The 23,889-nt window shown below is 64.1% G+C and carries 25 protein-coding genes and 1 tRNA gene; 12 read left to right on the plus strand and 14 right to left on the minus strand.

The genetic code is table 11. From position 1 onward, the window contains the following. Positions 1–3: 3 nt before the first annotated feature. The 5 genes from DCM80_RS13605 to DCM80_RS13625 all read right to left on the minus strand — a co-directional run bounded on the left by DCM80_RS13605 (position 4) and on the right by DCM80_RS13625 (position 5,485). A complete protein-coding gene (locus tag DCM80_RS13605; RefSeq protein ID WP_257197421.1) occupies positions 4–1,215 on the minus strand; it encodes an aminotransferase class I/II-fold pyridoxal phosphate-dependent enzyme in 1,212 nt (403 codons plus the stop codon). A gap of 362 nt (positions 1,216–1,577) precedes the next feature. Continuing rightward, entirely contained in the window at positions 1,578–3,026 is a 1,449-nt protein-coding gene (locus DCM80_RS13610) for an ammonium transporter (protein WP_257179133.1), read from the minus strand. Between the two features lie 37 nt (positions 3,027–3,063). Next, on the minus strand, positions 3,064–3,402 hold the full coding sequence (locus tag DCM80_RS13615) for a P-II family nitrogen regulator (protein ID WP_008142813.1): 339 nt from the start codon (positions 3,400–3,402) through the stop codon (positions 3,064–3,066). Between the two features lie 309 nt (positions 3,403–3,711). Further along, positions 3,712–5,013, minus strand: coding sequence for an ammonium transporter (locus DCM80_RS13620; protein WP_257197422.1), 1,302 nt, complete (start codon positions 5,011–5,013; stop codon positions 3,712–3,714). A 133-nt stretch (positions 5,014–5,146) separates the two neighbouring features. Next, positions 5,147–5,485, minus strand: coding sequence for a P-II family nitrogen regulator (locus tag DCM80_RS13625; RefSeq protein ID WP_027535359.1), 339 nt, complete (start codon positions 5,483–5,485; stop codon positions 5,147–5,149). A 247-nt stretch (positions 5,486–5,732) separates the two neighbouring features. Between DCM80_RS13625 and DCM80_RS13630 the strand changes: the two genes are divergently transcribed. Further along, positions 5,733–6,623, plus strand: coding sequence for a DUF4339 domain-containing protein (locus tag DCM80_RS13630; RefSeq protein ID WP_257197423.1), 891 nt, complete (start codon positions 5,733–5,735; stop codon positions 6,621–6,623). Between the two features lie 40 nt (positions 6,624–6,663). Here DCM80_RS13630 and tesB read toward each other — a convergent pair whose 3' ends face one another. Further along, positions 6,664–7,527 carry an acyl-CoA thioesterase II gene (gene tesB / locus DCM80_RS13635; protein ID WP_028133420.1) on the minus strand — a complete coding sequence of 288 codons (864 nt, stop codon included), beginning with the start codon at positions 7,525–7,527 and terminating at the stop codon, positions 6,664–6,666. Between the two features lie 152 nt (positions 7,528–7,679). On the opposite strand from tesB, the gene DCM80_RS13640 reads away from it, so the two are divergent. Then, positions 7,680–8,900, plus strand: a complete 1,221-nt coding sequence (locus tag DCM80_RS13640) for a ubiquinone biosynthesis hydroxylase (protein WP_257197424.1) — start codon at positions 7,680–7,682, stop codon at positions 8,898–8,900. 68 nt (positions 8,901–8,968) lie between these two features. Here DCM80_RS13640 and DCM80_RS13645 read toward each other — a convergent pair whose 3' ends face one another. Both DCM80_RS13645 and DCM80_RS13650 read right to left on the minus strand, forming a co-directional pair. Further along, positions 8,969–9,166, minus strand: coding sequence for a Trm112 family protein (locus tag DCM80_RS13645; RefSeq protein ID WP_028133418.1), 198 nt, complete (start codon positions 9,164–9,166; stop codon positions 8,969–8,971). Positions 9,167–9,226: 60 nt separating this feature from the next. Next, positions 9,227–9,757 carry a TetR/AcrR family transcriptional regulator gene (locus DCM80_RS13650; protein ID WP_257197425.1) on the minus strand — a complete coding sequence of 177 codons (531 nt, stop codon included), beginning with the start codon at positions 9,755–9,757 and terminating at the stop codon, positions 9,227–9,229. A 92-nt stretch (positions 9,758–9,849) separates the two neighbouring features. Here DCM80_RS13650 and DCM80_RS13655 point away from each other — a divergent pair, with 92 nt between their 5' ends. The 4 genes from DCM80_RS13655 (at position 9,850) to DCM80_RS13670 (ending at position 14,044) form a co-directional block, all read left to right on the plus strand. Further along, positions 9,850–10,200, plus strand: coding sequence for a hypothetical protein (locus DCM80_RS13655; protein ID WP_257197426.1), 351 nt, complete (start codon positions 9,850–9,852; stop codon positions 10,198–10,200). Between the two features lie 203 nt (positions 10,201–10,403). Continuing rightward, positions 10,404–10,682, plus strand: coding sequence for a PepSY domain-containing protein (locus DCM80_RS13660; protein WP_028133416.1), 279 nt, complete (start codon positions 10,404–10,406; stop codon positions 10,680–10,682). Between the two features lie 84 nt (positions 10,683–10,766). Further along, positions 10,767–11,360 (plus strand): cytochrome b/b6 domain-containing protein, encoded by a 594-nt coding sequence (locus tag DCM80_RS13665; RefSeq protein ID WP_257197427.1) that lies wholly within the window; start codon positions 10,767–10,769, stop codon positions 11,358–11,360. 182 nt (positions 11,361–11,542) lie between these two features. Then, positions 11,543–14,044 carry an EAL domain-containing protein gene (locus tag DCM80_RS13670; RefSeq protein WP_257197428.1) on the plus strand — a complete coding sequence of 834 codons (2,502 nt, stop codon included), beginning with the start codon at positions 11,543–11,545 and terminating at the stop codon, positions 14,042–14,044. A gap of 32 nt (positions 14,045–14,076) precedes the next feature. On the opposite strand, the gene DCM80_RS13675 is transcribed toward DCM80_RS13670, so the two are convergent. Beyond that, a complete protein-coding gene (locus DCM80_RS13675; protein ID WP_257197429.1) occupies positions 14,077–14,754 on the minus strand; it encodes an LON peptidase substrate-binding domain-containing protein in 678 nt (225 codons plus the stop codon). A gap of 106 nt (positions 14,755–14,860) precedes the next feature. Continuing rightward, on the minus strand, positions 14,861–15,784 hold the full coding sequence (trxA, locus tag DCM80_RS13680; protein ID WP_257197430.1) for a thioredoxin: 924 nt from the start codon (positions 15,782–15,784) through the stop codon (positions 14,861–14,863). A 276-nt stretch (positions 15,785–16,060) separates the two neighbouring features. Here trxA and DCM80_RS13685 point away from each other — a divergent pair. The 3 genes from DCM80_RS13685 (at position 16,061) to DCM80_RS13695 (ending at position 18,044) form a co-directional block, all read left to right on the plus strand. Further along, a tRNA-Gly gene (locus DCM80_RS13685) sits at positions 16,061–16,135 on the plus strand. Between the two features lie 259 nt (positions 16,136–16,394). Then, entirely contained in the window at positions 16,395–17,564 is a 1,170-nt protein-coding gene (locus DCM80_RS13690; RefSeq protein ID WP_257197431.1) for an XRE family transcriptional regulator, read from the plus strand. 3 nt (positions 17,565–17,567) lie between these two features. Then, positions 17,568–18,044, plus strand: a complete 477-nt coding sequence (locus DCM80_RS13695) for a DUF4411 family protein (protein WP_257197432.1) — start codon at positions 17,568–17,570, stop codon at positions 18,042–18,044. 21 nt (positions 18,045–18,065) lie between these two features. Here the strand turns inward: DCM80_RS13695 and DCM80_RS13700 are convergent, their stop codons facing one another. Beyond that, entirely contained in the window at positions 18,066–18,245 is a 180-nt protein-coding gene (locus tag DCM80_RS13700) for a hypothetical protein (RefSeq protein WP_257197433.1), read from the minus strand. A 3-nt stretch (positions 18,246–18,248) separates the two neighbouring features. Further along, positions 18,249–18,509 carry a hypothetical protein gene (locus tag DCM80_RS13705; protein WP_257179144.1) on the minus strand — a complete coding sequence of 87 codons (261 nt, stop codon included), beginning with the start codon at positions 18,507–18,509 and terminating at the stop codon, positions 18,249–18,251. Positions 18,510–18,691: 182 nt separating this feature from the next. Between DCM80_RS13705 and DCM80_RS13710 the strand changes: the two genes are divergently transcribed. From DCM80_RS13710 to DCM80_RS13720, 3 genes are all read left to right on the plus strand, one after another. Continuing rightward, positions 18,692–19,678: an NAD(P)-dependent oxidoreductase gene (locus DCM80_RS13710; protein ID WP_257197434.1), complete on the plus strand. Its 987-nt coding sequence runs from the start codon at positions 18,692–18,694 to the stop codon at positions 19,676–19,678. Positions 19,679–20,055: 377 nt separating this feature from the next. After that, on the plus strand, positions 20,056–21,336 hold the full coding sequence (locus tag DCM80_RS13715; RefSeq protein ID WP_257197435.1) for a sorbosone dehydrogenase family protein: 1,281 nt from the start codon (positions 20,056–20,058) through the stop codon (positions 21,334–21,336). Positions 21,337–21,524: 188 nt separating this feature from the next. Further along, a complete protein-coding gene (locus DCM80_RS13720) occupies positions 21,525–22,118 on the plus strand; it encodes a cytochrome c (protein ID WP_257197436.1) in 594 nt (197 codons plus the stop codon). Between the two features lie 84 nt (positions 22,119–22,202). Here the strand turns inward: DCM80_RS13720 and panE are convergent, their stop codons facing one another. Together panE and DCM80_RS13730 are read right to left on the minus strand one after the other, a co-directional pair. Further along, entirely contained in the window at positions 22,203–23,126 is a 924-nt protein-coding gene (panE, locus tag DCM80_RS13725; protein ID WP_257197437.1) for a 2-dehydropantoate 2-reductase, read from the minus strand. 105 nt (positions 23,127–23,231) lie between these two features. After that, positions 23,232–23,846, minus strand: coding sequence for a 2-hydroxychromene-2-carboxylate isomerase (locus DCM80_RS13730; protein ID WP_257197438.1), 615 nt, complete (start codon positions 23,844–23,846; stop codon positions 23,232–23,234). Between the last annotated feature and the right edge of the window lie 43 nt (positions 23,847–23,889).

A 23,889-nucleotide genomic window follows, 5' to 3' on the forward strand; every position in this document is an offset into this window, starting at 1 on the left:
CGCCTAACCCAGAGTCTCGACCAGGCGATGCAGCGCCTGCGCCGTGGTCTCGCTGTCCTGCACCAGTGCGAGACGAATGTAGCCTGCGCCGGGATTGAATCCGTCAGGCTGCTGCCGCGCCAGGAAGCTGCCGGGCACCACGCGCACGCCGGCTTCCCGGAAAAGCTTGAGCGTCACGGCGACGTCGTCGCCGATCCCTGACGTATTGAGCCAGACGCAGAAGCCGGCATCGGGGCGGCGATAGCCGTAACGATTGCCGATGATCTGGTCGGCGAGATCGAACTTGATCCGGTAGAGCCTGCGGTTCTCCTCGACATGCGCTTCGTCGCCGTAGGCAAAGGTCGCGACATGCTGCAGCGGCACCGGCACCTGGGGCGCTGCGATGTTGCGCAGCTCCAGGAACATGCCGATGAACGTCTTGTCGCCGGCGGCGAAGCCGACCCGCAGGCCCGGCAGGTTCGAGCGCTTCGACAACGATTGGAACGCGGCCACGCGGGTGAAATCGGGGCCGGCACATTCGAGCGCGCTGCCCGGTGCTTCGCGGGTATAGATCTCCGAATAGCACTCGTCGCTGAGGATCATGAAGCCGTAGCGGTCGGCGAGGCGCTTCAGCCGCGTGAAGTACTCGCGCGAGGCGACCGAGCCCTGCGGGTTGGCCGGCGAGGCCAGGTAGAACGCCACGGTGCGCGCCAGCGTCGCTTCGTCGATGGCTTCGAGATCGGGCAGGAAGCCGTTGTCGATCGTGGTCGGCAGATAGACCGGCTCGCAGGCTGCAGCCAGGGCGCCGGCGCCATAGACCGGATAGAACGGGTTCGGCATCAGGATCGCGGGCTTGCCGGGGCGCGGGCCGACATAGCGCGCCGCCGCGATCGCGGCGAGGAACAGCCCCTCGCGGCTGCCATTGAGGACGAGAATCTCGGCTTTGGGGTCGAGCGGCCGCGGCAGCTTGAAGCGCGACGACAGCCAGGCGCTTGCGGCCTGGCGGAACGGGTCGGTGCCCTGGTTCATCGGGTAGCGGCCGAAATCGGCGATATGCTTGGCCAGGACGGGGCCGACGAAATCAGGCACGGGGTGCTGCGGTTCGCCGACCGCGAGCGAAATCAAGGGCTTGCCGGGCTGATGCGGCGCCAGCAGCTCGTTCAGCCGGACGAAGGGCGAGCGTTCGTTGGGGCTTCCACCGGCCTGCGGCGCGCGGGATGAAGCGGTCATGACCATTCTGGGCGCCAGTACTCTTGGAACGGCCGGTCGCGCACCACGGCGCCGGCGGGAAGCGGTTCAGTTCACCATAGATAGGGCGAGGTTAAGACGCGATTAACCATCGGCCGCCGCCTCCGTCCAGAGCAGGAATATTGAGGCCGGATAACAACGGGATGCGGCTGCCGTTGGGGCTGGTTGCTCACCGCTCCCGCCGGTGCGGCATGGCAATCCCTTTCTTCGCTGCGAAACAAAAACAACCCTGACCAAAAGAAAGGGGCTCCAGCTTGCGCTGGAGCCCCTCGACGGTCAGGGCATTGCCGGGTATGTGCCCGAACCGTAGGTCGGGGCGCGATCCCCGAAGGAGCCGCGCCCGGGAGGAGTTACATGTTGTAGGCGCGCTCGGTGTGCTCGGTGATGTCGAGACCTTCACGCTCGCTTTCGACATTGGTGCGCAGACCGACGATCACGTCGACGACCTTGTAGAGGATCGCCGAGCCGACGCCCGACCACACCAGCGTGGTCACGACGGCCTTGATCTGGGCCAGCATCTGCACGGCGAAGTCGTAATCGGCAACCTTGGGCGGGATCGCGGTGTAGTCGACGATGCCGGCGCCGCCGAGGGCGGGGTTGACGAGAATGCCGGTGCCGATGGCGCCGACGATGCCGCCGACGCAGTGCACGCCGAACACGTCGAGGCTGTCGTCATAGCCGAGCGCGTTCTTCACGACGGTGCAGAAGAACAGGCAGACCACGCCGACCACGAGACCGAGGACGATTGCGCCCATGACACCGGAGAAGCCGGCGGCAGGGGTGACGGCCACGAGGCCCGCGACAGCGCCGGAGATGACGCCGAGCACCGAGGGGTGACCCTTGATGATCCACTCCGCGAACATCCACGACAGCGCGGCGGCCGCGGTGGCGACGAAGGAGTTGGTCATGGCGAGCGCAGCGCCGCCGCTGGCTTCGAGGTTGGAGCCGGCGTTGAAGCCGAACCAGCCGACCCAGAGCAGCGAGGCGCCGATCATCGACATGGTCAGCGAGTGCGGAGCCATCAGCTCCTTGCCGTAACCGACGCGCTTGCCGATCAGCAGAGCGCCGACGAGGCCCGCGATGCCGGCGTTGATGTGCACCACGGTGCCGCCGGCGAAGTCGATCGCGCCCATCTTGAAGATCCAGCCGGCGTCGGCATTGAGCTCGTCGAGCTTGGCCTGCGCCGCGGTCTTGGCCGCCGCGTCAGTGGCCGCCGCGAGCGCCTTGGCCGCGTCCTGGATCAGATCCGGACCCTGCCAGTACCAGACCATGTGCGCGATCGGGAAATACACCAGCGTGACCCAGAGCGGGACGAACAGCGCGATCGCCGCGAACTTCATGCGCTCGGCGAAGGCGCCGACGATGAGGGCGGGCGTGATCGCCGCGAAGGTCATCTGGAAGCACACATAGATGAGCTCCGAGATGTTGGCGTCGACCGAGAAGGTCGCGGCCTTGGTGTCGGTGGTGACGCCCATCATGAAGGCCTTGGAGAAGCCGCCGATGAAGTCCGAGCCGCCGGTGAAGGTGAGGCTGTAGCCGTACACGGCCCAGATCACGGTGACGACGCAGACGGTGTAGAACACCTGCATCAGGACGGAGAGCATGTTCTTGGAGCGGACGAGACCGCCGTAGAACAGGGCGAGGCCGGGGATCGTCATCAACAGCACAAGCACTGTCGATGTCATCATCCAGGCGTTGTCTCCCTTGTTGATTGTTGGCTCGGCGTAGGCTGCGGTCGCAGCGAACAGGCCGACTGCGAGAGCCGCCAATCCCGCGCCATAGGGACGCTTGAACGTCATAATATTCACTCCTGCTTGGATAAGGTTGAGCGCGAAATCAGAGGGCCGCGGCATCGGCCTCGCCGGTGCGGATGCGCACCGCGTGGTCGAGGTTGATGACGAAGATCTTGCCGTCGCCGATCTGTCCGGTTTTCGCGGCGGACGTGATGGCGTCGATGGTCTTGTCGACCTGGTCGGAGGCGACAGCGACCTCGATCTTGATCTTGGGCAGGAAGCTCACGGCATATTCGGCGCCGCGATAGATTTCCGTATGGCCCTTCTGGCGGCCATATCCCTTGACTTCCGTCACCGTGAGACCATGAACGCCGATGGCGGTCAGGGCGTCACGGACTTCTTCCAGCTTGAATGGCTTAATGATCGCCATAACAATTTTCATGGGTCCTATCCCCGCTTGGGCCCGGTCCGGACATGGCCGGGCGTTCTCGACTGGTTCGCCACGAGGGAGAAGTTCACTACGCGGGCACAGCCAGGACCCCTAGAATCAAATGCCGTGCCAGATCGGGCGTGTTGCCTAATGGACTATGAAAACGGGGGTTTTCGCGTCTGACGGGTATTGCAGTGCGGTGCGCTATTCCGTCGCGCCCAAAACGTGGTCATGCCTGCTCAAAACGCGAGCACGACAGGCTGCCGACACAATGTTGCTCATGTGTCGGGCAGCGAAAAGGTAATTTTGTAGCGTCGGCGCTTATTGCAGGGCTTCGCCGTGCTGCGAAATATCCAGCCCCTCGAGTTCCTGCTCACGGGATACGCGCAAGGGCACGAACAGGCCGACCAGCTTGAGCAGGATGAAGCTCACGCCTGCCGACCAGACGAAGGTAATGGCGATCCCATAGAGTTGGATCAGCAATTGCTGCGGATGGCCCTCGAAAAGGCCGGCGGTGCCGCCGATGGCGCTGGTTGCGAACACGCCGGCGAGCAGGGTCCCGGTCAGGCCGCCGATGCCGTGGACGCCGAACACGTCCAGGGAATCGTCATAGTTGAAGCGGTGCTTCAGCCAGGTGCAGGCCCAATAGCAGACCGCGCCGGCAATGATGCCGATGACGATGCCGTGCCAGGGCGCCACGAATCCGGAGGCCGGCGTGATGGTGCCGAGCCCGGCCACCGCGCCGGAGATCATGCCGAGCACGGAGGGCTTGCGCCGCGTCGACCATTCGATCGCGCCCCAGGTCAGCGCGCCGGCGCAGGCGGCGAGGTGCGTCGCGATGATCGCCATCACCGCGCGTGAATTGGCCGCGCCCGCCGAGCCGCCGTTGAAGCCGAACCAGCCGACCCACAACAGGCCGGTGCCCATCACCGCAAGCGAAAGATCGAACGGCGAGAGATTTTCGCTGCCGTAGCCGTGGCGCCGCCCCATCACCCTCGCCGCAACGAGGCCGCCGGTGCCTGCCGACAGGTGCACCACGAGGCCGCCGGCGAAATCGAGCACGCCCATGCTGCTGAGGAAGCCGCCGCCCCACACCCAATGCGCCAGCGGAATGTAGACGAAGATGAACCAGGCGACGGAGAACAGGAGATAGGCGGAGAACCGCATCCGGTCGGCGACCGAACCCGCGACCAGCGCCACCGTGATGATGGCAAAGGTCATCTGGTACAGCATGAACAGCGCTTCCGGGATGGTCTTCGCCGCCGGATTGACGCTGTCCATGGTCATGCCGGCGAGAAACCAGCGGTCGAGCGTGCCGATCCACGGGCCATCGCCGACGAAGCACAGCGAATAGCCGAACGCGACCCAGAGAATGGAGATCAGCGCGACGGAGGCGAGGCTCTGCGCCATGGTGGCGAGCACGTTCTTCTTGCGCACCATGCCGGCATAGAACAGCGCGAGGCCCGGGATCGTCATCATCAGCACCAGCGCGGTGGCGACGGTCATCCAGGCGGTGTCGGCGGCGTTGATCTCGCTTGCCGCGGCTTGCGCGGGCGCAGCCATGAGCAGCGCAATTCCGATCGGCGCAGCCATTGCGGCTGCGCGGCGCAACAATCCCGCCATATCGTTCCCCCCGGCATCAATTGGCGTCGCACCTCTGGCGTCTTTGCCCGGTGCGATCGAAGAAGCAATATCAGAGCGTTCTCGCGCGAAGTGGATCCCGGCTCGCGCGAAGAAGACGCGTCAAGACAAAATCCTAGAGCGCGTCGCTGTCGGTTTCTCCGGTGCGGATACGCAGCGCGTGATCAATCGGCGTGACGAAGATCTTGCCGTCGCCGATCTGCCCGGTGCGCGCGGAGGCGGTGATCACACCCACGGCCTTGTCGGCGATGTCGGAGGCGACCGCGATCTCGATGCGCAGCTTGGGCAGGAAGTTCACGACATATTCGGCGCCGCGATAAATCTCGGTGTGGCCCTTCTGGCGGCCATAGCCCTTCACCTCGGTCACGGTCATGCCGTGGACGCCGATCGCCGTCAGGGCCTGGCGGACCTCGTCGAGCTTGAAGGGTTTGATGATCGCGACGACGAGTTTCATGGTCAGGCCTATTCCCCGGGGTGCGGCGCGCCGTATGTCCCCGGCGCTGCGTCAATCTGGCATCTTTCCGGGCAAATGGCACAAAAAACTTGCAGATTGAAGCGGAAAAACGTTTGGCCAAGGGCGGTCATGTGAATGGCCGCCCCTGTACAGGGCAAGTGTTCATCCTTCACAATGCATTTTTGGCATGGATGCGGTGAACCCGGGCCTGCCAGGCGGGACATAAGTATTTTGAGGGGGACGCTTCATGGCGAGTTGGTTCTACGCATCCGAGGGCAAGCAGCAGGGGCCCTTCCCGGAAGGGCAATTCCGCGATCTCGTCGCCCAGGGGGTGGTGCGTCCGGACACGCTGGTGTGGACCGAGGGCATGGCCGGCTGGCAGAAGGCCGCCGAAATTCCCGGCCTGGTCGGGGGCGGCGGCGCGCCGCCGATGATGCCGGCGGGCGGCCCGCCGATGATGGGTGCCGGTGGCTATGCCGGCGGCGGAAGCGGTGGATCGCTGGCCGTCGATTTCAGCATCCTCGAATTCACCTGGCGCACGCTCGTGCTGGTGATCGGCTCGTGCTTCATCATCCCGGTGCCGTGGCTGTTCGTCTGGTACACGAACTGGATCGTGCCCTGCTTCAAAGTCCCGGGACGACCCAATCTCAGCTTCACCGGCAGCGCGATGACGCTGGTGCCCTGGTTCTTCGGCTTCATCGGTCTGGCGATCGCCCTCGGCTTCGTCGGCAGCGAGATCCTGAGCAACCTGCTGTTCGTCGTGCAGATCGTGCTCTACTGGCTGCTGATCAAATGGATGATCGCGAACCTCGCCTCCAACGGGCAGCCGCTGGGCCTCAGCTTCACCGGCTCGGTCTGGGCCTATATCGGCTGGAATCTGCTGTTCGCGATTTCGATCATCACCATCATCGGCTGGGCCTGGGTCGCCGCAGCGCAGATGCGCTGGTTCTGCCGCAACATCGAAGGTACGCGGCGCGAGATCGTGTTCACTGGCTCTGGTCTCGACATCCTCTGGCGCGGCATCGTCGCTGCGATCCTGTGCAGCCTGATCATCCCGATCCCGTGGGTCTATCGCTGGATCATGAACTGGTTTGCCTCGCAGACCGTGCTCGCGCCGCGCGGCGCTCAAGCAGCCTGATCCGGAAAGCCTCGAACGCGAGACCTCGCGTTCGAGGTGATCACCCCTTGCGCTCGCGCACCGAGCCTTCCTGCGCGACGGAGGCGACCAGCGTGCCGTCGGGCTTGAAGATCGAGCCCCGCGTCAGGCCGCGGCCGCCGCGCGCGCTCGGCGAATCCTGCGCGTAGAGCAGCCATTCGTCGGCGCGGAACGGGCGGTGAAACCACATCGCGTGGTCGAGGCTCGCCGGCATCATGCGCTTGTCGAACAGAGTGCGGCCATAGCGCGCCATGATCGCGTCCAGCAGCGAGAAATCCGAGGCGTAGGCGAGCGCACACATGTGCAGCGCCGGATCGTCAGGCAGCGTCGCCGCGGTCTTGATCCAGACATGGATGCGGCCGTCGTCGATCTTCTGGCCGAAATAGCGGCCGAGCTCGACCGGGCGCAGCTCGATCGGACGATCGGATTCATAATAGCGGCGGATGAACTCCGGCATCTCCTTGAACATCGGCTGCTTCGCCACCTCCTCCGCCGTGAGCTTCTCCGGCGGTGGCACGTCGGGCATCTTGTCCTGATGGTCGAACGCGCTCTCCTCCTCGGCATGGAACGAGACCATGATCGAGAAGATCGCGTTGCCGTGCTGGATCGCGGTGACGCGGCGGGTCGAATAGCTCTTGCCGTCGCGCAGGCGTTCGACCTGGTAGATGATCGGAATCTGCGGATCGCCCGGCAGGATGAAATAGCAATGCAGCGAATGCGGCAGGCGCCCCTCGACGGTGCGGCAGGCCGCGACCATCGCCTGCCCGATCACCTGACCGCCGAACACGCGCTGCCAGCTGGTCTTCGGACTGTTGCCGCGGAACAGGTTCACCTCGAGCTGCTCGAGGTCGAGGATCGAAATCAGGTCGATCAGGCTTTTGGACATGGACACAGCTCTCTGAGTCGTCATTCCGGGATGCGCCGGAACGGCGCAGGCCCGGAATGACACGATGGGGGCCGTTCCGCCCTCGTTTCACCGCACTGTTTCGCCCAGCTCAAGTCTGCTAGCAAGACCGAGAATTGACCGGGAATTTGGGTATGTCGGTACAGGGTAGCATTGTCATTGGTGGCGGCGCGTTTGCTGGCCTCGCGCTGGCCCTGGCCCTGCGCCAGGGGCTCGGGCCCGAGATTCCCGTCATCGTGGCCGATCCCGCGCTTGGCACCCGGCCGAGCCGCGATCCCCGCGCCACCGCGATCGTGGCCGCCTGCCGCCGCCTGTTCGAGGCGCTCGGCGCCTGGGACGAGGTCAAGAGCGAGGCGCAGCCGATCCTCGACATGGTCGTCACCGATTCCAAGCTGGAGGACGCCACCCGTCCGGTGTTCCTCAACTTCGCCGGCGACGTCGCGCCGGGCGAGCCCTTTGCGCATATGGTCGAGAACCGCCGCCTGATCGACGCGCTGACGGCGCGTGCGGAAGCCGAGGGCATCGATCTTCGGGCCACCACCGTCGCCTCCTACGACGCGCGTCCCGAAGGCATCGATGTGACGCTCGGCGATGGCAGCGTGATTGCGGCCAGCCTGCTAGTCGCCGCCGACGGCGCGCGGTCGAGGTTGCGCGAGCGCGCCGGCATTCCAACCCATGGCTGGGAGTACGACCAGGCCGGCATCGTCGTCACCGTCGGCCACGAGCGCGACCACGAGGGCCGCGCCGAGGAGCACTTCCTGCCGGCAGGCCCGTTCGCGATCCTGCCGCTCTCGGGCAAGCGCTCCTCGCTGGTGTGGACCGAGCGCCGGGCCGAGGCCGCGCGCATCGTGGAGCTCGGCGAGGAGGAGTTTCACGCCGAGCTCGAGCAGCGCTTCGGGCTGCATCTCGGCGAGGTGAAGGCGCTCGACAAGCCGCGCGCGTTCCCGCTGTCCTATTTCGTCGCGCGCTCCTTCATCGCCACCCGCCTCGCGCTGGTCGGCGATGCCGCCCACGTCATCCACCCCATTGCGGGCCAGGGCCTCAACATGGGGCTGAAGGATGTCGCGGCGCTGGCCGAGGTCGTCGTCGATGCCGCGCGGCTCGGCATGGATATCGGCGCAGCCGACGTGCTCGAGCGCTACCAGCGCTGGCGCCGCTTCGACACCATGGCAATGGGCGTTGCCACCAACTCGCTGAACTTGCTGTTCTCGAACCAATCGACGCTGCTGCGCACGGTCCGCGACATCGGCCTCGGCCTCGTCGACCGCGCCCCGCCGCTGAAGAACCTGTTCATCCGCCAGGCCGCCGGACTCACCGGCGAGGTGCCAAGATTGTTGAAGGGCGAGGCGTTGTAGCGGCGAATCGCGAGTAGCGATTGGCGAGTAGGTCCATTCGCTATTCGCTACCCCCTATTCGCTCACATTCAATCGATCTTGCGCGCCTCTTCCGGCAGCATGATCGGGATGCCGTCGCGAATCGGATAGGCGAGCTTGGCGCTGCGCGAGATCAGCTCTTGCCTTGCAGCATCGAACTCCAGCGGGCCCTTGGTCAGCGGGCAGACGAGAATCTCCAGCAATTTGGGATCGACGCTGGCTTCGGGACGTTCGGTGGGCGCGTTCATTGGGGTCTCCGGCGATCGGCTGCCTCTAGCACAGAATTTCCCGCCCGCCCATCGCGGGGCTCAAGCCGTGACCATCGTGAAGACCTCGTCGAGCAGGGCCTGGAGCCGGGCTGCCGGGATTGGCGCGCCCGACAGGGCAAAGCCGAGAAACGTCCAGTAGAGAATCTGTGCGCGGGCCTGCGCCGTCGCCGCCCCGAGCCCACGCTTCGCCAGCAGCTGTTCGATATAGTCGAGCCTGCGGCGGTCGATTGCGCGCACGGCTGCTTGCGCCGCCGCGTCGAAGGCCGCCCAGTTGCGCACCGCGCGTTCGAGATCGAGCCGCGCGCCGAACGAGCGCCGCAGCAGCGCCTGCAGCGGCTCGTCGCCGGCGGCCTCGACGTCGGCGATGATCTGCTCCGCCGCGATCTCGCGCCAGCGCTTCAGCACGGCGGCGTGGAACGCACCGAGGTCGGCGAAATGCCAATAGAAGCTGCCGCGCGACACTCCCATGGCCCTTGCCAGCGGGTCGGCCTTGAGCGCGGTGAAGCCGCTCTTGGCGAGCGCCTTGAGGCCTTCCTTGATCCAGTCGTCGGCGGAGAGCTGGTCGGTCATGTCGGGGTCCCGGGATTTGACCATACACTAATGTATTGACAGCCCGACGCAAGCGGGTGCATGACCGTACATCACTGTATGGAGATATGCCCATGCGCGACCTGCTCCTGCAATGTTCCGGCCTCGCGGCGATCGCGATCGCGCTGATCCACGGCATGCTCGGCGAGACCAAGGTGTTCACGCATGCCCGCATCGAGCCGCCGCGCCTGCGCGTGTTGATCCGCCTGGTGTGGCAGGCCGGCACGGTGGCGTGGATCGGCGGCGGCGTGCTGCTGCTCGCCGCGCCCGGGATGGAGTCGAACCCTGCCCGGCACTGGATCGTCGCCACCTTCGCGGTCGTGTTCGGCTTTGCGGCCTTGGCCAACGCCCTTGCGACGCGCGGTCGGCATTTCGGCTGGGTTGGCATGAGCTTCGTCGTGGCGCTCGCCGTGGCCGGCTACTAGCGGCCGTACCTGGACCGCGAGGCTGCAGCGGCGGTCTAGGCCGCGTTGCGCCCGGACAGCGTTCGCTCACATTAGAACCGATCTAAGGCGACCGATTAGAACTTATCTAAGATCATCGACGCGCATACCGGATTGACTTCATCTCCCCCTTTGCTTCCTTCGACGCGGCTCGCGTAGCGCGCACGGCAGAGGAGAAGATGTTCGTGAAGGTCATTCGTGTTGTTGCCATCGCACTGACGATCGGGATGGGCATGGGGTCGGCGGCCATGGCCGACGGATTCAAGAACTGCACAAAGCTCGACAAGGCGTCGTGGAAGCCGGCCAGCGAAGCCGAAGCCAAGGCCAAGGCCCTGGGCTACGAGGTGCGGCGCTCCAAGATCGAAGGCTCATGTTACGAGGTCTACGGCGTCAAGGAAGGCAAGCTCTACGAGCTGTTCTACAGCCCCGAAGACCTCAGCCTGAAGCACACGATCGCCAAGTAAACAGGCAAGCAAATTGTCAAGCAGGCCGTGAAAGAGGCTGCGCGGATTGATCTGCCCAAGGCAGGGCTCGAGGATGGTCTTCGCTTGATTGAGGAAGCGATCCCGCAAGCGCGCGGGGCGTCCGACAGGGCCCCTGCGGATCGAACCGCTTCGCGGACGGTTTTGGTCTGGGACCTGCCGCTGCGCCTTTGGCACTGGAGCCTCGCGGCCTGCGTTCTGACCGCGTGGTTCACGCCGACCGTCCATGATCGGCTTCACCGCTTCGTCGGCTATGCGGTGCTTGGGCTCCTCGCCTTCCGGCTCGTCTGGGGCTTCTGGGGAAGCCGCTATTCGCGTTTCCGCATGATGAGGGCCAGGCTGCGGGCCGCGCCAAGCTATCTCTGGAATTTGCGCCGCGGCATCACCGGCCGCTATATCGGGCTCAATCCGGCCGGCACGGTGATGCTGGTGGCGCTGCTGGTCTCGCTGGCCGTTTCGGCGATCACCGGCGCGATGTCGGTCACCGTCACGTTCTTCGGCGTCTGGTGGGTCGAGGACACCCACCATTATTCGTCGGACGCGGTCATCGTCCTGGTCGTGCTGCATGTGGTGGGCGTGCTGCTGATGGGGATTCTCCAGCGCGAGAATCTGACCCGCGCGATGCTCACCGGCCGCAAGCACATTCGCAATCGTCCCTAGAGATTCCCCTCCACTCATTCCGTGGCGCTTTCCGGCGCGGCGCCGTCGCGCGCCGGTGGTCGGCAAAGTTCAAATTGCGCCGATGAGCTTAATGCGTCGATAAGCATCCAATCAGTCACGGCACAAAATCAACGCGATTGGCCCGTTTCTAAATCGGCGATGTTGCCGAGGGAGCGGCTTGGATGTTTCGCGTCTTGTCTTGTCTTACGGTCGAGCATGATCTTCGGCTCGTCGTGCTCGCTGGTCTGGTCTGCTTCGTCGCCAGCATCGTCGCGGTCAGTATCTTCCATCGTGCGATCGCGGCGCGCGCAAGAACGCGCCTGATCTGGATCGCGATCGCCGGGGCCGCCATCGGCTACGGCATCTGGGCAACGCATTTCGTCGCCATGCTCGCCTACGAGCCGGGCGTTGCGACCGGCTACGGCATCGTGCTGACGTCACTTTCGCTGGCCACCGCAATGTTTCTGACGTCGGTCGGCTTCGGCGTCGCGGCCGGCGATTCCGGCCGGTGGCGCCCGGGGACAGGCGGCATCATCGTCGGCGGCGGCATTGCCAGCATGCACTATCTCGGAATGTGGGCGCTCGAAGTGCCCGGCCGCGTCGCGTGGTCGCTGGATCTCGTGCTCGTCTCGATCGTTCTCGGCATGTGCTTCGGCCATGCCGCCCTGGCTGTCGCGATCAAGTATCGGAACTACCAGGGCACGCTCGCGGCGGCCGTCCTGCTGACGCTTGCCATCATGTCGCATCACTTCACGGCGATGGGTGCGGTGCATATCACGCCGGATCCCACGCGCGCGACCAGCGCCCTGTCGCTGTCTCCGGCCGTTCTCGCGCTTGCGATCGCCGGTGTCGCGCTGTCCGTGCTGGGGATGAGCCTGATCGGCGTGCTGGCCGATCGCCGCCTGGCAAGCAGAACCGCCAAGTTCGAAGAGATCATCAGCCAGCTTTCGGTCGCCCGTCAGCAGCTCGAAGATTCCCAGCGGGAATTGCAGGAGCAGACGCTGAGGCTCGACACGGCCATCAACCACATGGTCGAGGGCCTTTGCATGTTCGATGCCGAGAAGCGGCTCGTCATATGCAACGAGCGCTACGCCCGACTGTACCGGCTGCCGCCGGAGCTGTTGCGCGCGGGAACCGCGCACCGCGACATCATCCGGCATCGCATCATGAACGGCATACTCGACGGCGATGCCAGCGATTTGGCCGCCGAACGGCAGATCGCCAAGCTCGATGCATTGCCGGTCCATGCGGTTTCGAGCCGGATCGACGCGTTCGCCGACGGCCGGCTGATCTGCGTGACGCGGCAGCCGATGGCCGGCGGCGGCTGGGTGGCCACGCATCTCGACGTCACGGAGCAGCGCCGGTCCGAAGCCAAGATCACCTATATGGCGCAACACGACGCCCTGACGGAGCTGCCGAACCGCGTCCTGCTCAGAGCGCGCTTGGAGCATGCTCTGGCCGACACGCGTGACGGAAATCTCCATTTGGCGGTCCTGATGCTCGACCTCGATCGATTCAAGGAGATCAATGACACGCTCGGACATCCGGCAGGCGACTCGCTGCTGCGTTCAGTCGCGGCCCGTTTGCAGGATTGCGGCAGGGAGACCACGTTCATCGCTCGACTGGGCGGCGACGAATTCGCCGTCGTCGACTACGTGACAAGCCCGGCCATGGACGCGGCGGCCTTGGCCGAGGCGATCAAAGGCGCGCTCTGCGAACCGTTTGATCTCGGCGATCACCAGGTCATCGTGGGCACCAGCATCGGAATCGCCATTGCGCCCCGCGACGGGACCGATTCAGACACGATCCTCAAGAGCGCCGATCTCGCCCTCTACGCGGCGAAGGGCGGCGGACGCGGCGCATTCCGTTTCTTCGAGCCGGAGCTCGATCAGCGCATGCACGTCCGCCGCAACCTGGAAAAGGATCTGCGCAAGGCGCTGGCGCGGGGCGAATTCGAGCTCCATTACCAGCCGTTCGTGGCTGTGGAGAGCGGACGAATCTGCGGCTATGAGGCGTTGTTGCGGTGGCATCACCCCGAGCGCGGTCCGGTGTTGCCGGGCGAGTTCATTCCGCTCGCGGAGGAAACCGGCCTGATCCTGCCCATCGGCGAATGGGTCCTGAGGACCGCCTGCGCCGAAGCAGCCAAGTGGCCCTCCGATCTGAAGATCGCGATAAACCTGTCTCCCGCGCAATTCAGAGGCAGGGAGCTCGTCGCCTCGATTGTCGGCGCATTGGCAAATTCGGGAATTGCCTCGAACAGGCTTGAGCTCGAGGTCACCGAGACCGTCATCATGCACGACAGCGGGGCTGTATTCGCCGCGCTCGGCCAATTGCGCAAGCTCGGCGTGCGGATCGCCCTCGACGATTTCGGCACCGGCTATTCGTCGCTGAGCTTCCTGCAGAAGTTCCCGTTCGACAAGGTCAAGATTGATCGCAGCTTCGTCAGCGAGCTCGCCAGCACGACGGAAGAATCCCATCGGATCGCGCGCGCAGTGGTCAGATTCGCCACCAGCCTCGGCAAGACATCCACGGCCGAGGGCGTCGAAACCGCCGAGCAGCTGGCCATCCTGCGCGAGGAGGGCTGCGCCGAGGCGCAGGGCTATTATTTCAGCCGGCCGCTGCAGGCCTCCAGGATCGCGCCACCGGCGCAGCGCAAGGCGGAAGCGGCCATCCACGCAGCCTGAAGCGCACTGCGGTCAGGCTGAACGCCGTCCCCTCACTGCAGCGGCGGATCGCCGCTGGTGCGCTTCTTGGCGAGATCCATCTCGGTGACGGCGATCAGGATCTCGGCGCGGGTCTTCAGGTCGGGCGCTTCCAGCATGGCCTGCTTCTCGGCGGGGCCATAGGGCGACATCATCGCCAGCGCGTTGACGAGCGCCTCGTTGGGCGCGCTTTCCACGCCCTCCCAGTCGACCTTGAGATTGTTGGCTTTCAGGAAATCCGCCAGCACGGCCAGCAGTGCCTCGCGGTCGACCTCCTCCTCGCCCATGCGCGCTGTGAAGTCGTTGGCGAAGGCGAAGAAGTCCACCTTGCACTGCCGGTAGGCGGTGAGCACGTCGAGCTCCTCGATCACCTTGAAGCGCGAGACGCCGGTGAGCTCGAGGATGTAGCGGCCGTCGCCGGATTCGGCGAGCTGGGTGATGCGGCCGACGCAGCCGACCCGGAACAGCGTCGGCTTGTCGGAATCCTTCGGCGAGTGCGCGACGTCGGGCTGGATCATGCCGATCAGGCGATGGCCGTCGCGGAAGGAATCATCGACCATCGCGAGGTAGCGCGGCTCGAAGATGTTGAGCGGCATCTGGCCGCGCGGCAGCAGCAGCGCACCCGGCAGCGGAAACACCGGAATGATCTCCGGGAGGTCGGCGGGGCCGCGATATTCGATATTGATCGGCATCTGCCCGGTCCCCCTGCCCTTGCTAGTGCATGATCCGGATCCGGAGGACCCCGTCGGCGCGAAGTGTGCAGCGGTTTTCCGAACAGATCATGCTCAAAACAGGGCCTTACGAAAACAGGATCGTCGACAAGCGCTTGCGCCCCTCGACGGTTGCATCATCCGTGCCGCCCCACGCCTCGAAGAACTGCACCAGCTGCTTGCGGGCACCGTCATCGTTCCATTTGCGGTCACGCTTGACGATCTCGAGCAGCTGCGCGGTGGCAGCAGTGCGGTCGCCTTTCGCGTTGAGCGCGGTCGCCAGGTCGAATCGGGCCTGATGATCGAGCGGGTTTGCGGCGACTTTCTGTTCCAGCTCGGCGACCGGTCCGAGCGACTGCGCCTGCTCGGCGAGATCAATCGTGGTCTGCACGGCCTTCACCGCCGGGTCGTTGCGCTTGGATTCCGGCACCATGGCCAGCGTCTGCTTGGCCTGCTCCATCGCGCCGGAGACGGCGTAGCACTTCGCAAGGCCGGCCAGCGCTGCGATATTGGTCGAATCGTGCTGGAGCGCTTCGGCATAGATCTGCGCTGCCGCAGCGACGTCGCCCTCGGCGAGCACCGCCTCGGCCTCCTGCACGATCTCGGCGACGTTGACCTCGCCCGGCGCGACGACGCCCTTCGTGAGCTTTTCGATGAAGGCATTGAGCTGGCTCTCGGGCACCGCACCCATGAAGCCGTCGGCCGGCTGGCCGTTGACGAAGGCGATCACGGCCGGGATCGACTGGATGCCCATCTGGCCGGGGATCGCCGGGTGCTGGTCGATGTTCATCTTGACCAGCTTGACCTTGCCCTTGGCCGCCCTGACGGCCTTTTCCAGCACGGGGGTGAGCTGCTTGCAGGGGCCGCACCATTCCGCCCAGAAATCGATCAGCACCGGCTGGCGCTTCGATTCCTCGATGACGTCCTTCACGAAGGTCTGGGTGGTGGTGTCCTTGATCAGATCGGCGGCGGCCGGGTTTGCGGCTCCGTTACCCTGGTCGATGATCGTCACGGGATCCCCTTGTCTGATGTCCGGAATGGCGGTTCTTTAGCACGCCGCCGCTTCCTCTGCTGCGCTGTCGGCTCCTAGATTGGGCCGAATGGGCCGAATTTCAATCCATCGCGGCTGATTCGGCGGTTCCGGAGCGTTTTCGGGCTGTTTGGCCGCATCAGGGGTCGATATTGGGCCCCCGGATTGCGCATCTAGGCCGCCGGTAGCTGTTGCATTCCCCTCCCGCTTTTGGCATACGACAGCCGTTGCCGGCGCGTCACGCGACCGACACAGGATGCGGGTGTAGCTCAGTGGTAGAGCACGACCTTGCCAAGGTCGGGGTCGAGGGTTCGAGCCCCTTCGCCCGCTCCAATTTTTCCCAGAGCATCCAGCTGATCCGGACAGAAACGTGGTTCGCCACGCCGCCGGGGGCTGACTTGGGTTTGCAATGACGATCCTGGTTACGGCAGCGCGGGTCCCCTCGGAGGGGCCTTCTCCGGCGCCGCGGGTTGCGGAATCGACCCCGCTAAGTTTCTCAAATTTGCAAAAGTGGGTTCAGACTGTTGACGATTTGCCTATATCGATGGTGCTGTGGACTGCTGAAGCGAAGTGAGCATCCGGACGCCCCATAATGGCCAGAAGCGCTGAAGCATTAGTAGAAGCTCCCCTTCTGAGATGGGCGAGGGAAACCGCCGGCCTAACCAGGGAGGAGGCGGCGCGGTCGCTGCAAACGACCGACAAAAAGGTCTTGGCCTGGGAAGGCGGCGACGAGCGTCCCAGCATGCCGCAGCTCCGCAAGATGGCCGCTGTGTACAAGCGGCAACTCAGCGATTTCTATTTGCCTACGCCGCCTGAAGAAGGTGCGCTACCCCACGACTTCAGGCGGCTGCCCGGTGACGGGGTCTTCCACTACGGCCGCGCGATCCGCTTTCAGCTTAGGCAGGCGCGCATTCGCCGAGAACTGGCTCTTGATTTTGCGGAAGAGCAGGACATACCGGTCGCGGAGCTGCCCAAGGTGGCCAAGACTGTTGACGCCGAAGGCTTGGGCAGCGAAATACGTAAGTTGCTAAAGGTTTCTGAGGCGGAGCAGCGCTCATGGCGAGACCCGCGCAAGAGCTACAACGCTTGGCGTTCGCGCGTTGAGGATGCCGGCGTTCTCGTGTTTCAGGTGACGGGTGTGTTGCCGTCGGAAATGCTTGGGTTCTCGTTAACAGAGCGCCCACTTCCGATCATAGGCATCAATCGCAAGCTCGCCCCGAACGGGCGCACCTTCACTCTTTTGCACGAATTTGTTCACGTTCTGCTCGGGGAGAGCAGTCTGTGCGACATTGAGGAGAATTTTGCGCGGCCTCCTCAAGAGCAGGCCATGGAAGTTTTCTGCAATGCCGTAGCGGCGGCGACCCTTGTGCCGCGAGACGCGCTCTTGGCTGATGCACTAGTGAAGACGCACACGCAGCCCCGCGAATGGGATGACGAAGAGCTGGACTCCATCGCGCGGAACTTCGGCGTCAGCAAACACGTGGTATTGCGCCGGCTGCTGACTTTTGGCCGAACCACTCGGACGTTCTATGCATCGCGCGCCGTGTCTTGGCGAGTGTACGAGCCTACCTCGGTTAAGGAAGATGCAGACTTTAAGCGAAACATGCCGCAGGAGGTCGTCAGCGATCTGGGGCGACCGCTCGTCAAAATGATTGTTGAGAGCTATTTGAACGCGAACCTTTCTCTGAGCGATGCCTCCCGGTATTTGGGCTTACGGGCAGGACAAGTAGCGAGGGTTCGAGAGCTTGTTTTTCGGAGCTAAGCATTGGCCGGTCCGAAAACGATCTATGTCATCGATACGAGCTCAATAATCAAATGGCATGTGGAGGAGTATCCGCCGTCGATCTTCGAGAAGCTTGTCTATCGTATTGAAGAGCTAATCGTCCAAGGACGTCTGAAGTCGCCGCGGGCGGTTTTCGACGAGGCCCGTCCTGGTGACGATTGCCACGATTGGTGTAAGAATCAAACAGATCTTTTTGTCGAGGAATCCACGTCCGTACAGACGATTGTTCGGGAGCTGATGAAGACGCACCATAACACTAAAAAACCACATAAGGGAATAAGCGGAGCGGACCCGTTCGTCATCGCAATGGCTAAGGACGGCGGTCAGCATTGGAAGGTCGTCGCGGACGAGCACCCCGGTAGCGCAGAGAACCGGAAGATTCCCTATGTCTGCAATGCGGAAAGTGTCGAGTGCATCACCTTCAAGGGAATGATCCTCTCTGAAGGTTGGAAATTCTAGCGGACGTCTTGTAGACGAAGCCTACTTTGGTTGGCTCGCCTTCGCTACGTCGACAAATGCAGAAGATGCGAGGGATGCAGCATCATCTGCTGTGCCGCCGCCGAACATCCAACGATCAATGATGTTCTGTTCGGCGTTGACTTGCCGGATCATCGCATAGGCAATACGGAAAAGTTGCGCCCAATCGGATTGAGCGCTCATCCGTCACGCCGCGAGTGGGTAGGATTGTCCCGAAAATTCGGCAAAGGCCTTCGCTGCGGCAACCAGTTGGTCGTGGCTGATGCCATATGTCTCCGCGAATGCGATTTGCAGTTCGGGTTCAACGTCCCCGAAAAACGACGACATGGGACCGCAGGCCGCCTTCGCCGAAGCAGGGTCCAGCAGACAATGGACAAGCTCCTGCGCGTCTAGCTTCTTGCTATAGGGCGCATTCACAGTCGACAGAACTAGAACAGGGCTCTTCATCTGCGTCACTATCTCGGTACCCTGTCAATATAGGAGCGACTTGGGTGCATCACATTCCCCCCGATGGCCTTCGCAGTCAATTTGTTCTTTTTCCATTCGATCTGCACGGATAGATTTGCGGTAACGCCTCAATCGAATGGGCGTTTGCCGCCGGTGGGCGGGTGGGTTCAAATTGGTCTCAAATGGCAACTCTGGTCACCGGCAGTGCCGGCCATCTCGGTGAAGCCGTCATCCGCACCCTGCGTGGGCGCGGGTCGCCCGTGCGCGGGATCGATTTGAAGCCTTCGCCCTTCACCGATGCGGTGGGCTCGATCGTCGATGCCGGCTTCGTGCGGCGCCAGATGGACGGCGTCACGGCGGTGATCCACACCGCGACCCTGCACAAGCCGCATGTGGCGACCCACAGCAAGCAGGACTTTGTCGACACCAACGTATCAGGCACGCTCAATCTGCTTGAGGCGGCCGCCGCGGCCGGGGTGAAGAGTTTCGTCTTCACCAGCACGACCAGCGCGTTCGGCTCGCAGCTTCGGCCGGCGGCGGGACAGGCGGCGGTGTGGGTCACCGAGGACCTGCCGTCCGTTCCGAAAAATATCTATGGCACGACCAAGCTGATGGCGGAGACGCTGTGCGAGCTGTTCTTCCGTGAGCGTGGACTTCCGGTCGTGGTGTTGCGGACCTCGCGCTTCTTTCCGGAGGACGACGACGATCCCGCGATGCGGTCAGCCTATGCGCTGGACAACGCGCAGGCCAACGAGCTGCTCTATCGCCGGCTGGATATCGCGGACGCGGTGAGCGCCCATCTGCTCGCCGTCGAGCGCGCGCCCAACGTCGGTTTCGCCCGCTACATCATTTCGGCGACCAGCCCGTTCGAGCAGCGTCATCTCGCGGCGCTGGCGCGCGATGCTGCCGTGGTCGTGCGCGAACTCTATCCGGATTGCGCCCAGCTCTATGCGGCGCGCGGCTGGAGGCTCTTCCCCGAGATCGACCGCGTCTATGTCAACGAACGCGCGCGGCGCGAGCTGGGCTGGCGGCCCGAATTCGATTTCGCGCATGTGCTGCACAGCCTGCGCGCGGGGCGCGATTTTCGCAGTGCGCTGGCGCGCGAGATCGGGGCCAAGGGCTATCACGACACGGCGTTCGACGATGGACCCTACCCCGTCGCCGGTTGAGCGCCGCGATCGATATTTTGCTCGACGAGTCAAGCGCCTGCCGGGTCTCCCCTGAGCGGAGCGACTTGCGCCGTTCTACTGTGCATGGGGTTGTTTTCGCATTTTTTGTAGCGCCGCTCGCCTGGGCCGCGAACGAGGCGCGCGCCGCCTTGATTCCGCATCGCAGCGACAGCGCCCCCGCCTCGCGCTTGGCCTCGTTGACATTCCGTCTCAATTTTTGCGCGGCGCAACCGCGGTGAACGCGCCGCGCTTCTCAGCGCCCGCAGATGTGCTAACCTTTTTGCGTCTGTCGTTCCGACCGACCCAAAACTTCGCCTCTCGACTAGCAAAAGAAAATAATGCGCAGCTCCTAGGGGCTGCCTTAGGGGAGTGACGCGATGAGATTCCACCGATCCGTCTTTCAATCCGTTCTGGCGCTTGCAGCGGCTGCTCTCCTCGCGGGGACCAGCGCCGGCAACGCGCAGCAGCAGGACAAGAACCGGGCACTGAAGAAATACGAATCCGGCACCAAGGAGTTTTGGACCCATCCGCCGGATGACTGGTTCCTGGGCGATGAGACCGAGGCGCAGAAGGGCCTTGCGCCGCCCTCGGGTCCGCCGACCGGCGCCTCCGATGCCGAGCTCGCCAACATCGTCAAGAAGATCAAGCTGCCTCAGGGCTTCAAGATCGAGGTCTACGCCTCGGGCGTGCTCGCGGCGCGGCAGATGGCCTGGGGTAACAAGGGCACCCTGTTCGTCGGCTCGTTCGGCCTCGGCAACGTCTATGCCATCAAGGACAATGGCGGGAAGAAGGAGGTCAAGACCATCCTCAAGGGGCTGAACATGCCCACCGGGCTCGCCGTCAGGGACGGCGCGCTCTACGTCATCGCGGTCGACAAGCTGATCCGCTACGACGACATCGAGAACAAGCTCGACAATCCCGGCGACGGCAAGGTCGTCTATGACGACATGCCGTCCTATGCCGCGCATGGCTGGAAGTACATCGCGGTCGACAAGGAAGGCTGGTTCTTCCTGCCGTTCGGGCCGCCCTTCAACATCGGCATCCCGCCGACCAGCGTCTCGCAGATCCGGCGCGTCGATCCCAAGACCGGCAACGCCGAAATCTGGGCGCTCGGCGTGCGCAACTCGGTCGGCGGCGACGTCGATCCGCGCACCGGCAAGCTCTGGTTCACCGAGAATGCCCGCGACTGGATCAGCGATGACCTGCCCTCGGACAAGCTGAACATGATCAACCGGATCGGCGAGCATTTCGGCTATCCCTATTGCCACCAGGGCAATCTGCCCGACGACAAGTTCGCGATGGGCCACAAGTGCTCCGAGTTCACGCCGCCCGTGCTGAATCTCGGCGCCCATGTCGCCCCGCTCGGCATGAAGTTCTATACCGGCGATCAATTCCCCGCCGAGTACAAGAACAACATCCTGATCGCCGAGCACGGCTCCTGGAATCGGCACAAGTACCAGGGCGCGCGCATCGTGCGCGTGATCGTCGGGCCCGATGGCAAGAACCCGAAGCGGGAGATCTTCGCCTCCGGTTGGCTCGAGGGCGACCAGGGCTATCTCGGGCGACCCAACGACATCATCCTCGCCAAGGACGGATCGATCCTCGTCGCCGACGATTGGGCCGGCGCGATCTATCGCATCAGCTACAGCAAGAAGTAGCGCGCATACGACACGAGGCTGCGGTGCCGGAAGGGCCGCAGCCTCGTTTGCTTCAAGCCCATCCCATCGTTCCGGATTGCGCGCCAGCGCAAGTCCGGAACCCATGACCCCGAGCCGTGGTTATGGATCCAGGGCGCGTGCTCCGCACGCGCCGGAAGCGACGCACTTGATCAGATCGGAATTCCCTCATGCGCCGGCCGTTCATCTCGCACGCAATCAGCGCGCTTGCACTCCTGACGCTCGGTGCCGTGCCGGCAGGTGCTGCCGATAATTCCGCGATCAAGGCGAAGGCCTCCGCCTGCGCCGGCTGTCACGGCGAGAACGGCATTTCGCAGACCGAGAACGTCCCCTCGCTCGCCGGGCAGCCCGATCAGTTCATCCAGTGGCAGCTCGTGTTCTTCCGCGCCGGCGCGCGCAAGAACGAGCAGATGAAGCCGATCGCGGAGGAGATCACCAACGAGGACATCCGCAGTTTCGGTGCCTATTTCTCGCAAATGGCGCCGCCGAAGGGTCCGGAGGACAAGGATCCGGATCTGTCGGAGAAGGGCGCGCAGGTTGCCGCCGGCCGCCGCTGTGCCTCGTGCCACACGGACAGCTATGCCGGCACCAAGGCCGTGGCGCGGCTCGCGGGCCAGCGCGAGGAATATCTGGTCAAGGCGCTGCACGACTACAAGGCCGGCCAGCGCATCGGCAACGGCGTCGCTGCGATGGTCGATGTTGCCTATCGCATGAGCGACGAGGAGATCACCGCGGTCTCGCACTATCTCGCGCATTTGAAGTAGCGCGGGGCTGGTTGCGGCAAACGCAGCTCGTCATCCCCGGGGCGCGCAAAGCGCGAGCCCGGGATACCGAGTGTGTAGCTGCAGCTACCCCGCCCGCTGCTTCTCATACGCCTTCAAATGCGTGTAGGCGATGCGCAACTTGGGCACCGGCACCTTGGCGGCGTCGGCGCGCGCGATGAGGTCGCCGATGACGTGATCGGCCTCGACCGGCAGGCCGGCCTTGATGTCGCGGAACATCGAGGCCGTCATGGGCGAGCCCTCGGTGGTGAGGTTGCCCTTCACACGCTCGAAGAACGGGCCGCCCGGCGGATAGCCCGAGGCCGCCGCGATCGCGCTGGTCTCATCCAGCATGCCGAGCAGGAAATCTCGGCCGCCGGGCGCTGCGAGGATGTTGCCGACGGAGGTCCGCATCAGGCTGGTGGATGCCGCCAGCGAGGCGAGGAACACCCACTTCTCCCACATGTCCTGCATGATGTTCTGGCTGGCGGCGGCGCCGGTAATGCCGCTCTTGAAGGCCTCGTCGATCGCCTTGACGCGATCGGACAGCTTTCCGTCGCGCTCGCCGTAGCTGATCGCCTGCATCGGCTGGAGCTGCACCACCTCACGCTGCTCGTTCAAGGTCGCGGCGATCGCGCAGAGGCCGCCGAGCACGCGCTCCTTGCCGAACTTGGCGTCGAGGATGTCGAGATGCTTCATGCCGTTCAGCATCGGGATGATCGCGGTGTTCGGCCCGACGGCGGCCGCGAACGACTTGATGGCATCGTCGAGATCGAACGCCTTGCAGCTGAGCAGCACGACGTCGAACTTGTCCTTGAGCGCGTCGGCCTGCACGGTCGGCGGATTCTTCAGGGTCACGTCGCCATTCGGGCTCTTGATGACGAGCCCGGCGCTGGCGAGCTCGCCGGCCCGGCGCGGCCGGACCAGGAAGGTGACGTCGCGGCCGGCCTGCAACAGCCTGCCACCAAAATAGCCGCCGATGGCGCCGGCGCCGACCACGAGGATACGCATGCGAGAGCTCCGTTGAACGAGGCGAATGGCGGGTACGGAATAGCGAATAGGGTGAGAGGCCGCAAATCACGAGTCACAGTTTCACGACTCGCTATTCGCCATTCCCTATTTGCCCCGTTCCAGCACCATCTCCTCGACCTCGCGGAGCTGTTCCTTGCCAAAGAACATCTCGTTGCCGACAAAGAAGGTCGGCGAGCCGAACGCGCCGCGCACGACCGCCTCCTCGGTGTTCTTGATCAGCTTGGCCTTCACCTCGGGTTCCTGCGCGCGGGTCAACAGCTTCTGGACATCGAGGCCGGAGGACGCCAGCGCCTTCGCCGCGACTTCAGGATCGTCCATCTTCTTCGGCTCGCGCCACATGTGGTGGAAGGCGGCCTCGACATAGGCCTCAAACACGCCTTCCGCTTGCGCCGCGATCGCCATGCGCATCAGATTCAGCGTGTTGACGGGAAAGTGCGGATTCCAGACATAAGGCTGGACCTTGAAGCGCCTGATGAAGCGCTCGGTCTCGACCTGCTGGAATTCACGCTTGTTCTTGATGCCGGCGAGGGTCTCGGCCGGCGACCTGTTGTTAGTCGACTTGAAGATGCCGCCGAGCAGGATCGGGACGTATTCGAACCTGACGCCGATGCGCTGCTCGATCGCGGGAATCGCGAGATGGCTGAGATAGGCGTTCGGGCTGCCGAAATCGAACAGGAACTGCGGGGCAATGCGGGTCAAACTCACTCTCCCTGATCTAACTTCTTGATCTGGCTTTTTTCTA

Origin of the sequence: Bradyrhizobium sp. WBOS08, assembly GCF_024585125.1 — a bacterium.
GTDB classification, from domain to species: Bacteria; Pseudomonadota; Alphaproteobacteria; order Rhizobiales; family Xanthobacteraceae; genus Bradyrhizobium; species Bradyrhizobium japonicum_B.

What these genes read in the sequence shown, in the direction of transcription:
- DCM80_RS13700 (WP_257197433.1), bottom strand. Translation starts at nt 18,245, where the DNA reads ATGAGCGCTCAATCCGATTGGGCGCAACTTTTCCGTATTGCCTATGCG.
- DCM80_RS13675 (WP_257197429.1), bottom strand. Translation starts at nt 14,754, where the DNA reads ATGCCGATCAATATCGAATATCGCGGCCCCGCCGACCTCCCGGAGATC.
- DCM80_RS13670 (WP_257197428.1), top strand. Translation starts at nt 11,543, where the DNA reads ATGTTTCGCGTCTTGTCTTGTCTTACGGTCGAGCATGATCTTCGGCTC.
- DCM80_RS13640 (WP_257197424.1), top strand. Translation starts at nt 7,680, where the DNA reads ATGTCGGTACAGGGTAGCATTGTCATTGGTGGCGGCGCGTTTGCTGGC.
- DCM80_RS13605 (WP_257197421.1), bottom strand. Translation starts at nt 1,215, where the DNA reads ATGGTCATGACCGCTTCATCCCGCGCGCCGCAGGCCGGTGGAAGCCCC.
- DCM80_RS13710 (WP_257197434.1), top strand. Translation starts at nt 18,692, where the DNA reads ATGGCAACTCTGGTCACCGGCAGTGCCGGCCATCTCGGTGAAGCCGTC.
- DCM80_RS13625 (WP_027535359.1), bottom strand. Translation starts at nt 5,485, where the DNA reads ATGAAACTCGTCGTCGCGATCATCAAACCCTTCAAGCTCGACGAGGTC.
- DCM80_RS13630 (WP_257197423.1), top strand. Translation starts at nt 5,733, where the DNA reads ATGGCGAGTTGGTTCTACGCATCCGAGGGCAAGCAGCAGGGGCCCTTC.
- DCM80_RS13645 (WP_028133418.1), bottom strand. Translation starts at nt 9,166, where the DNA reads ATGAACGCGCCCACCGAACGTCCCGAAGCCAGCGTCGATCCCAAATTG.
- DCM80_RS13620 (WP_257197422.1), bottom strand. Translation starts at nt 5,013, where the DNA reads ATGGCGGGATTGTTGCGCCGCGCAGCCGCAATGGCTGCGCCGATCGGA.
- DCM80_RS13615 (WP_008142813.1), bottom strand. Translation starts at nt 3,402, where the DNA reads ATGAAAATTGTTATGGCGATCATTAAGCCATTCAAGCTGGAAGAAGTC.
- tesB (WP_028133420.1), bottom strand. Translation starts at nt 7,527, where the DNA reads ATGTCCAAAAGCCTGATCGACCTGATTTCGATCCTCGACCTCGAGCAG.
- DCM80_RS13610 (WP_257179133.1), bottom strand. Translation starts at nt 3,026, where the DNA reads ATGACGTTCAAGCGTCCCTATGGCGCGGGATTGGCGGCTCTCGCAGTC.
- DCM80_RS13715 (WP_257197435.1), top strand. Translation starts at nt 20,056, where the DNA reads ATGAGATTCCACCGATCCGTCTTTCAATCCGTTCTGGCGCTTGCAGCG.
- DCM80_RS13655 (WP_257197426.1), top strand. Translation starts at nt 9,850, where the DNA reads ATGCGCGACCTGCTCCTGCAATGTTCCGGCCTCGCGGCGATCGCGATC.
- DCM80_RS13650 (WP_257197425.1), bottom strand. Translation starts at nt 9,757, where the DNA reads ATGACCGACCAGCTCTCCGCCGACGACTGGATCAAGGAAGGCCTCAAG.
- DCM80_RS13690 (WP_257197431.1), top strand. Translation starts at nt 16,395, where the DNA reads ATGGCCAGAAGCGCTGAAGCATTAGTAGAAGCTCCCCTTCTGAGATGG.
- DCM80_RS13705 (WP_257179144.1), bottom strand. Translation starts at nt 18,509, where the DNA reads ATGAAGAGCCCTGTTCTAGTTCTGTCGACTGTGAATGCGCCCTATAGC.
- panE (WP_257197437.1), bottom strand. Translation starts at nt 23,126, where the DNA reads ATGCGTATCCTCGTGGTCGGCGCCGGCGCCATCGGCGGCTATTTTGGT.
- DCM80_RS13720 (WP_257197436.1), top strand. Translation starts at nt 21,525, where the DNA reads ATGCGCCGGCCGTTCATCTCGCACGCAATCAGCGCGCTTGCACTCCTG.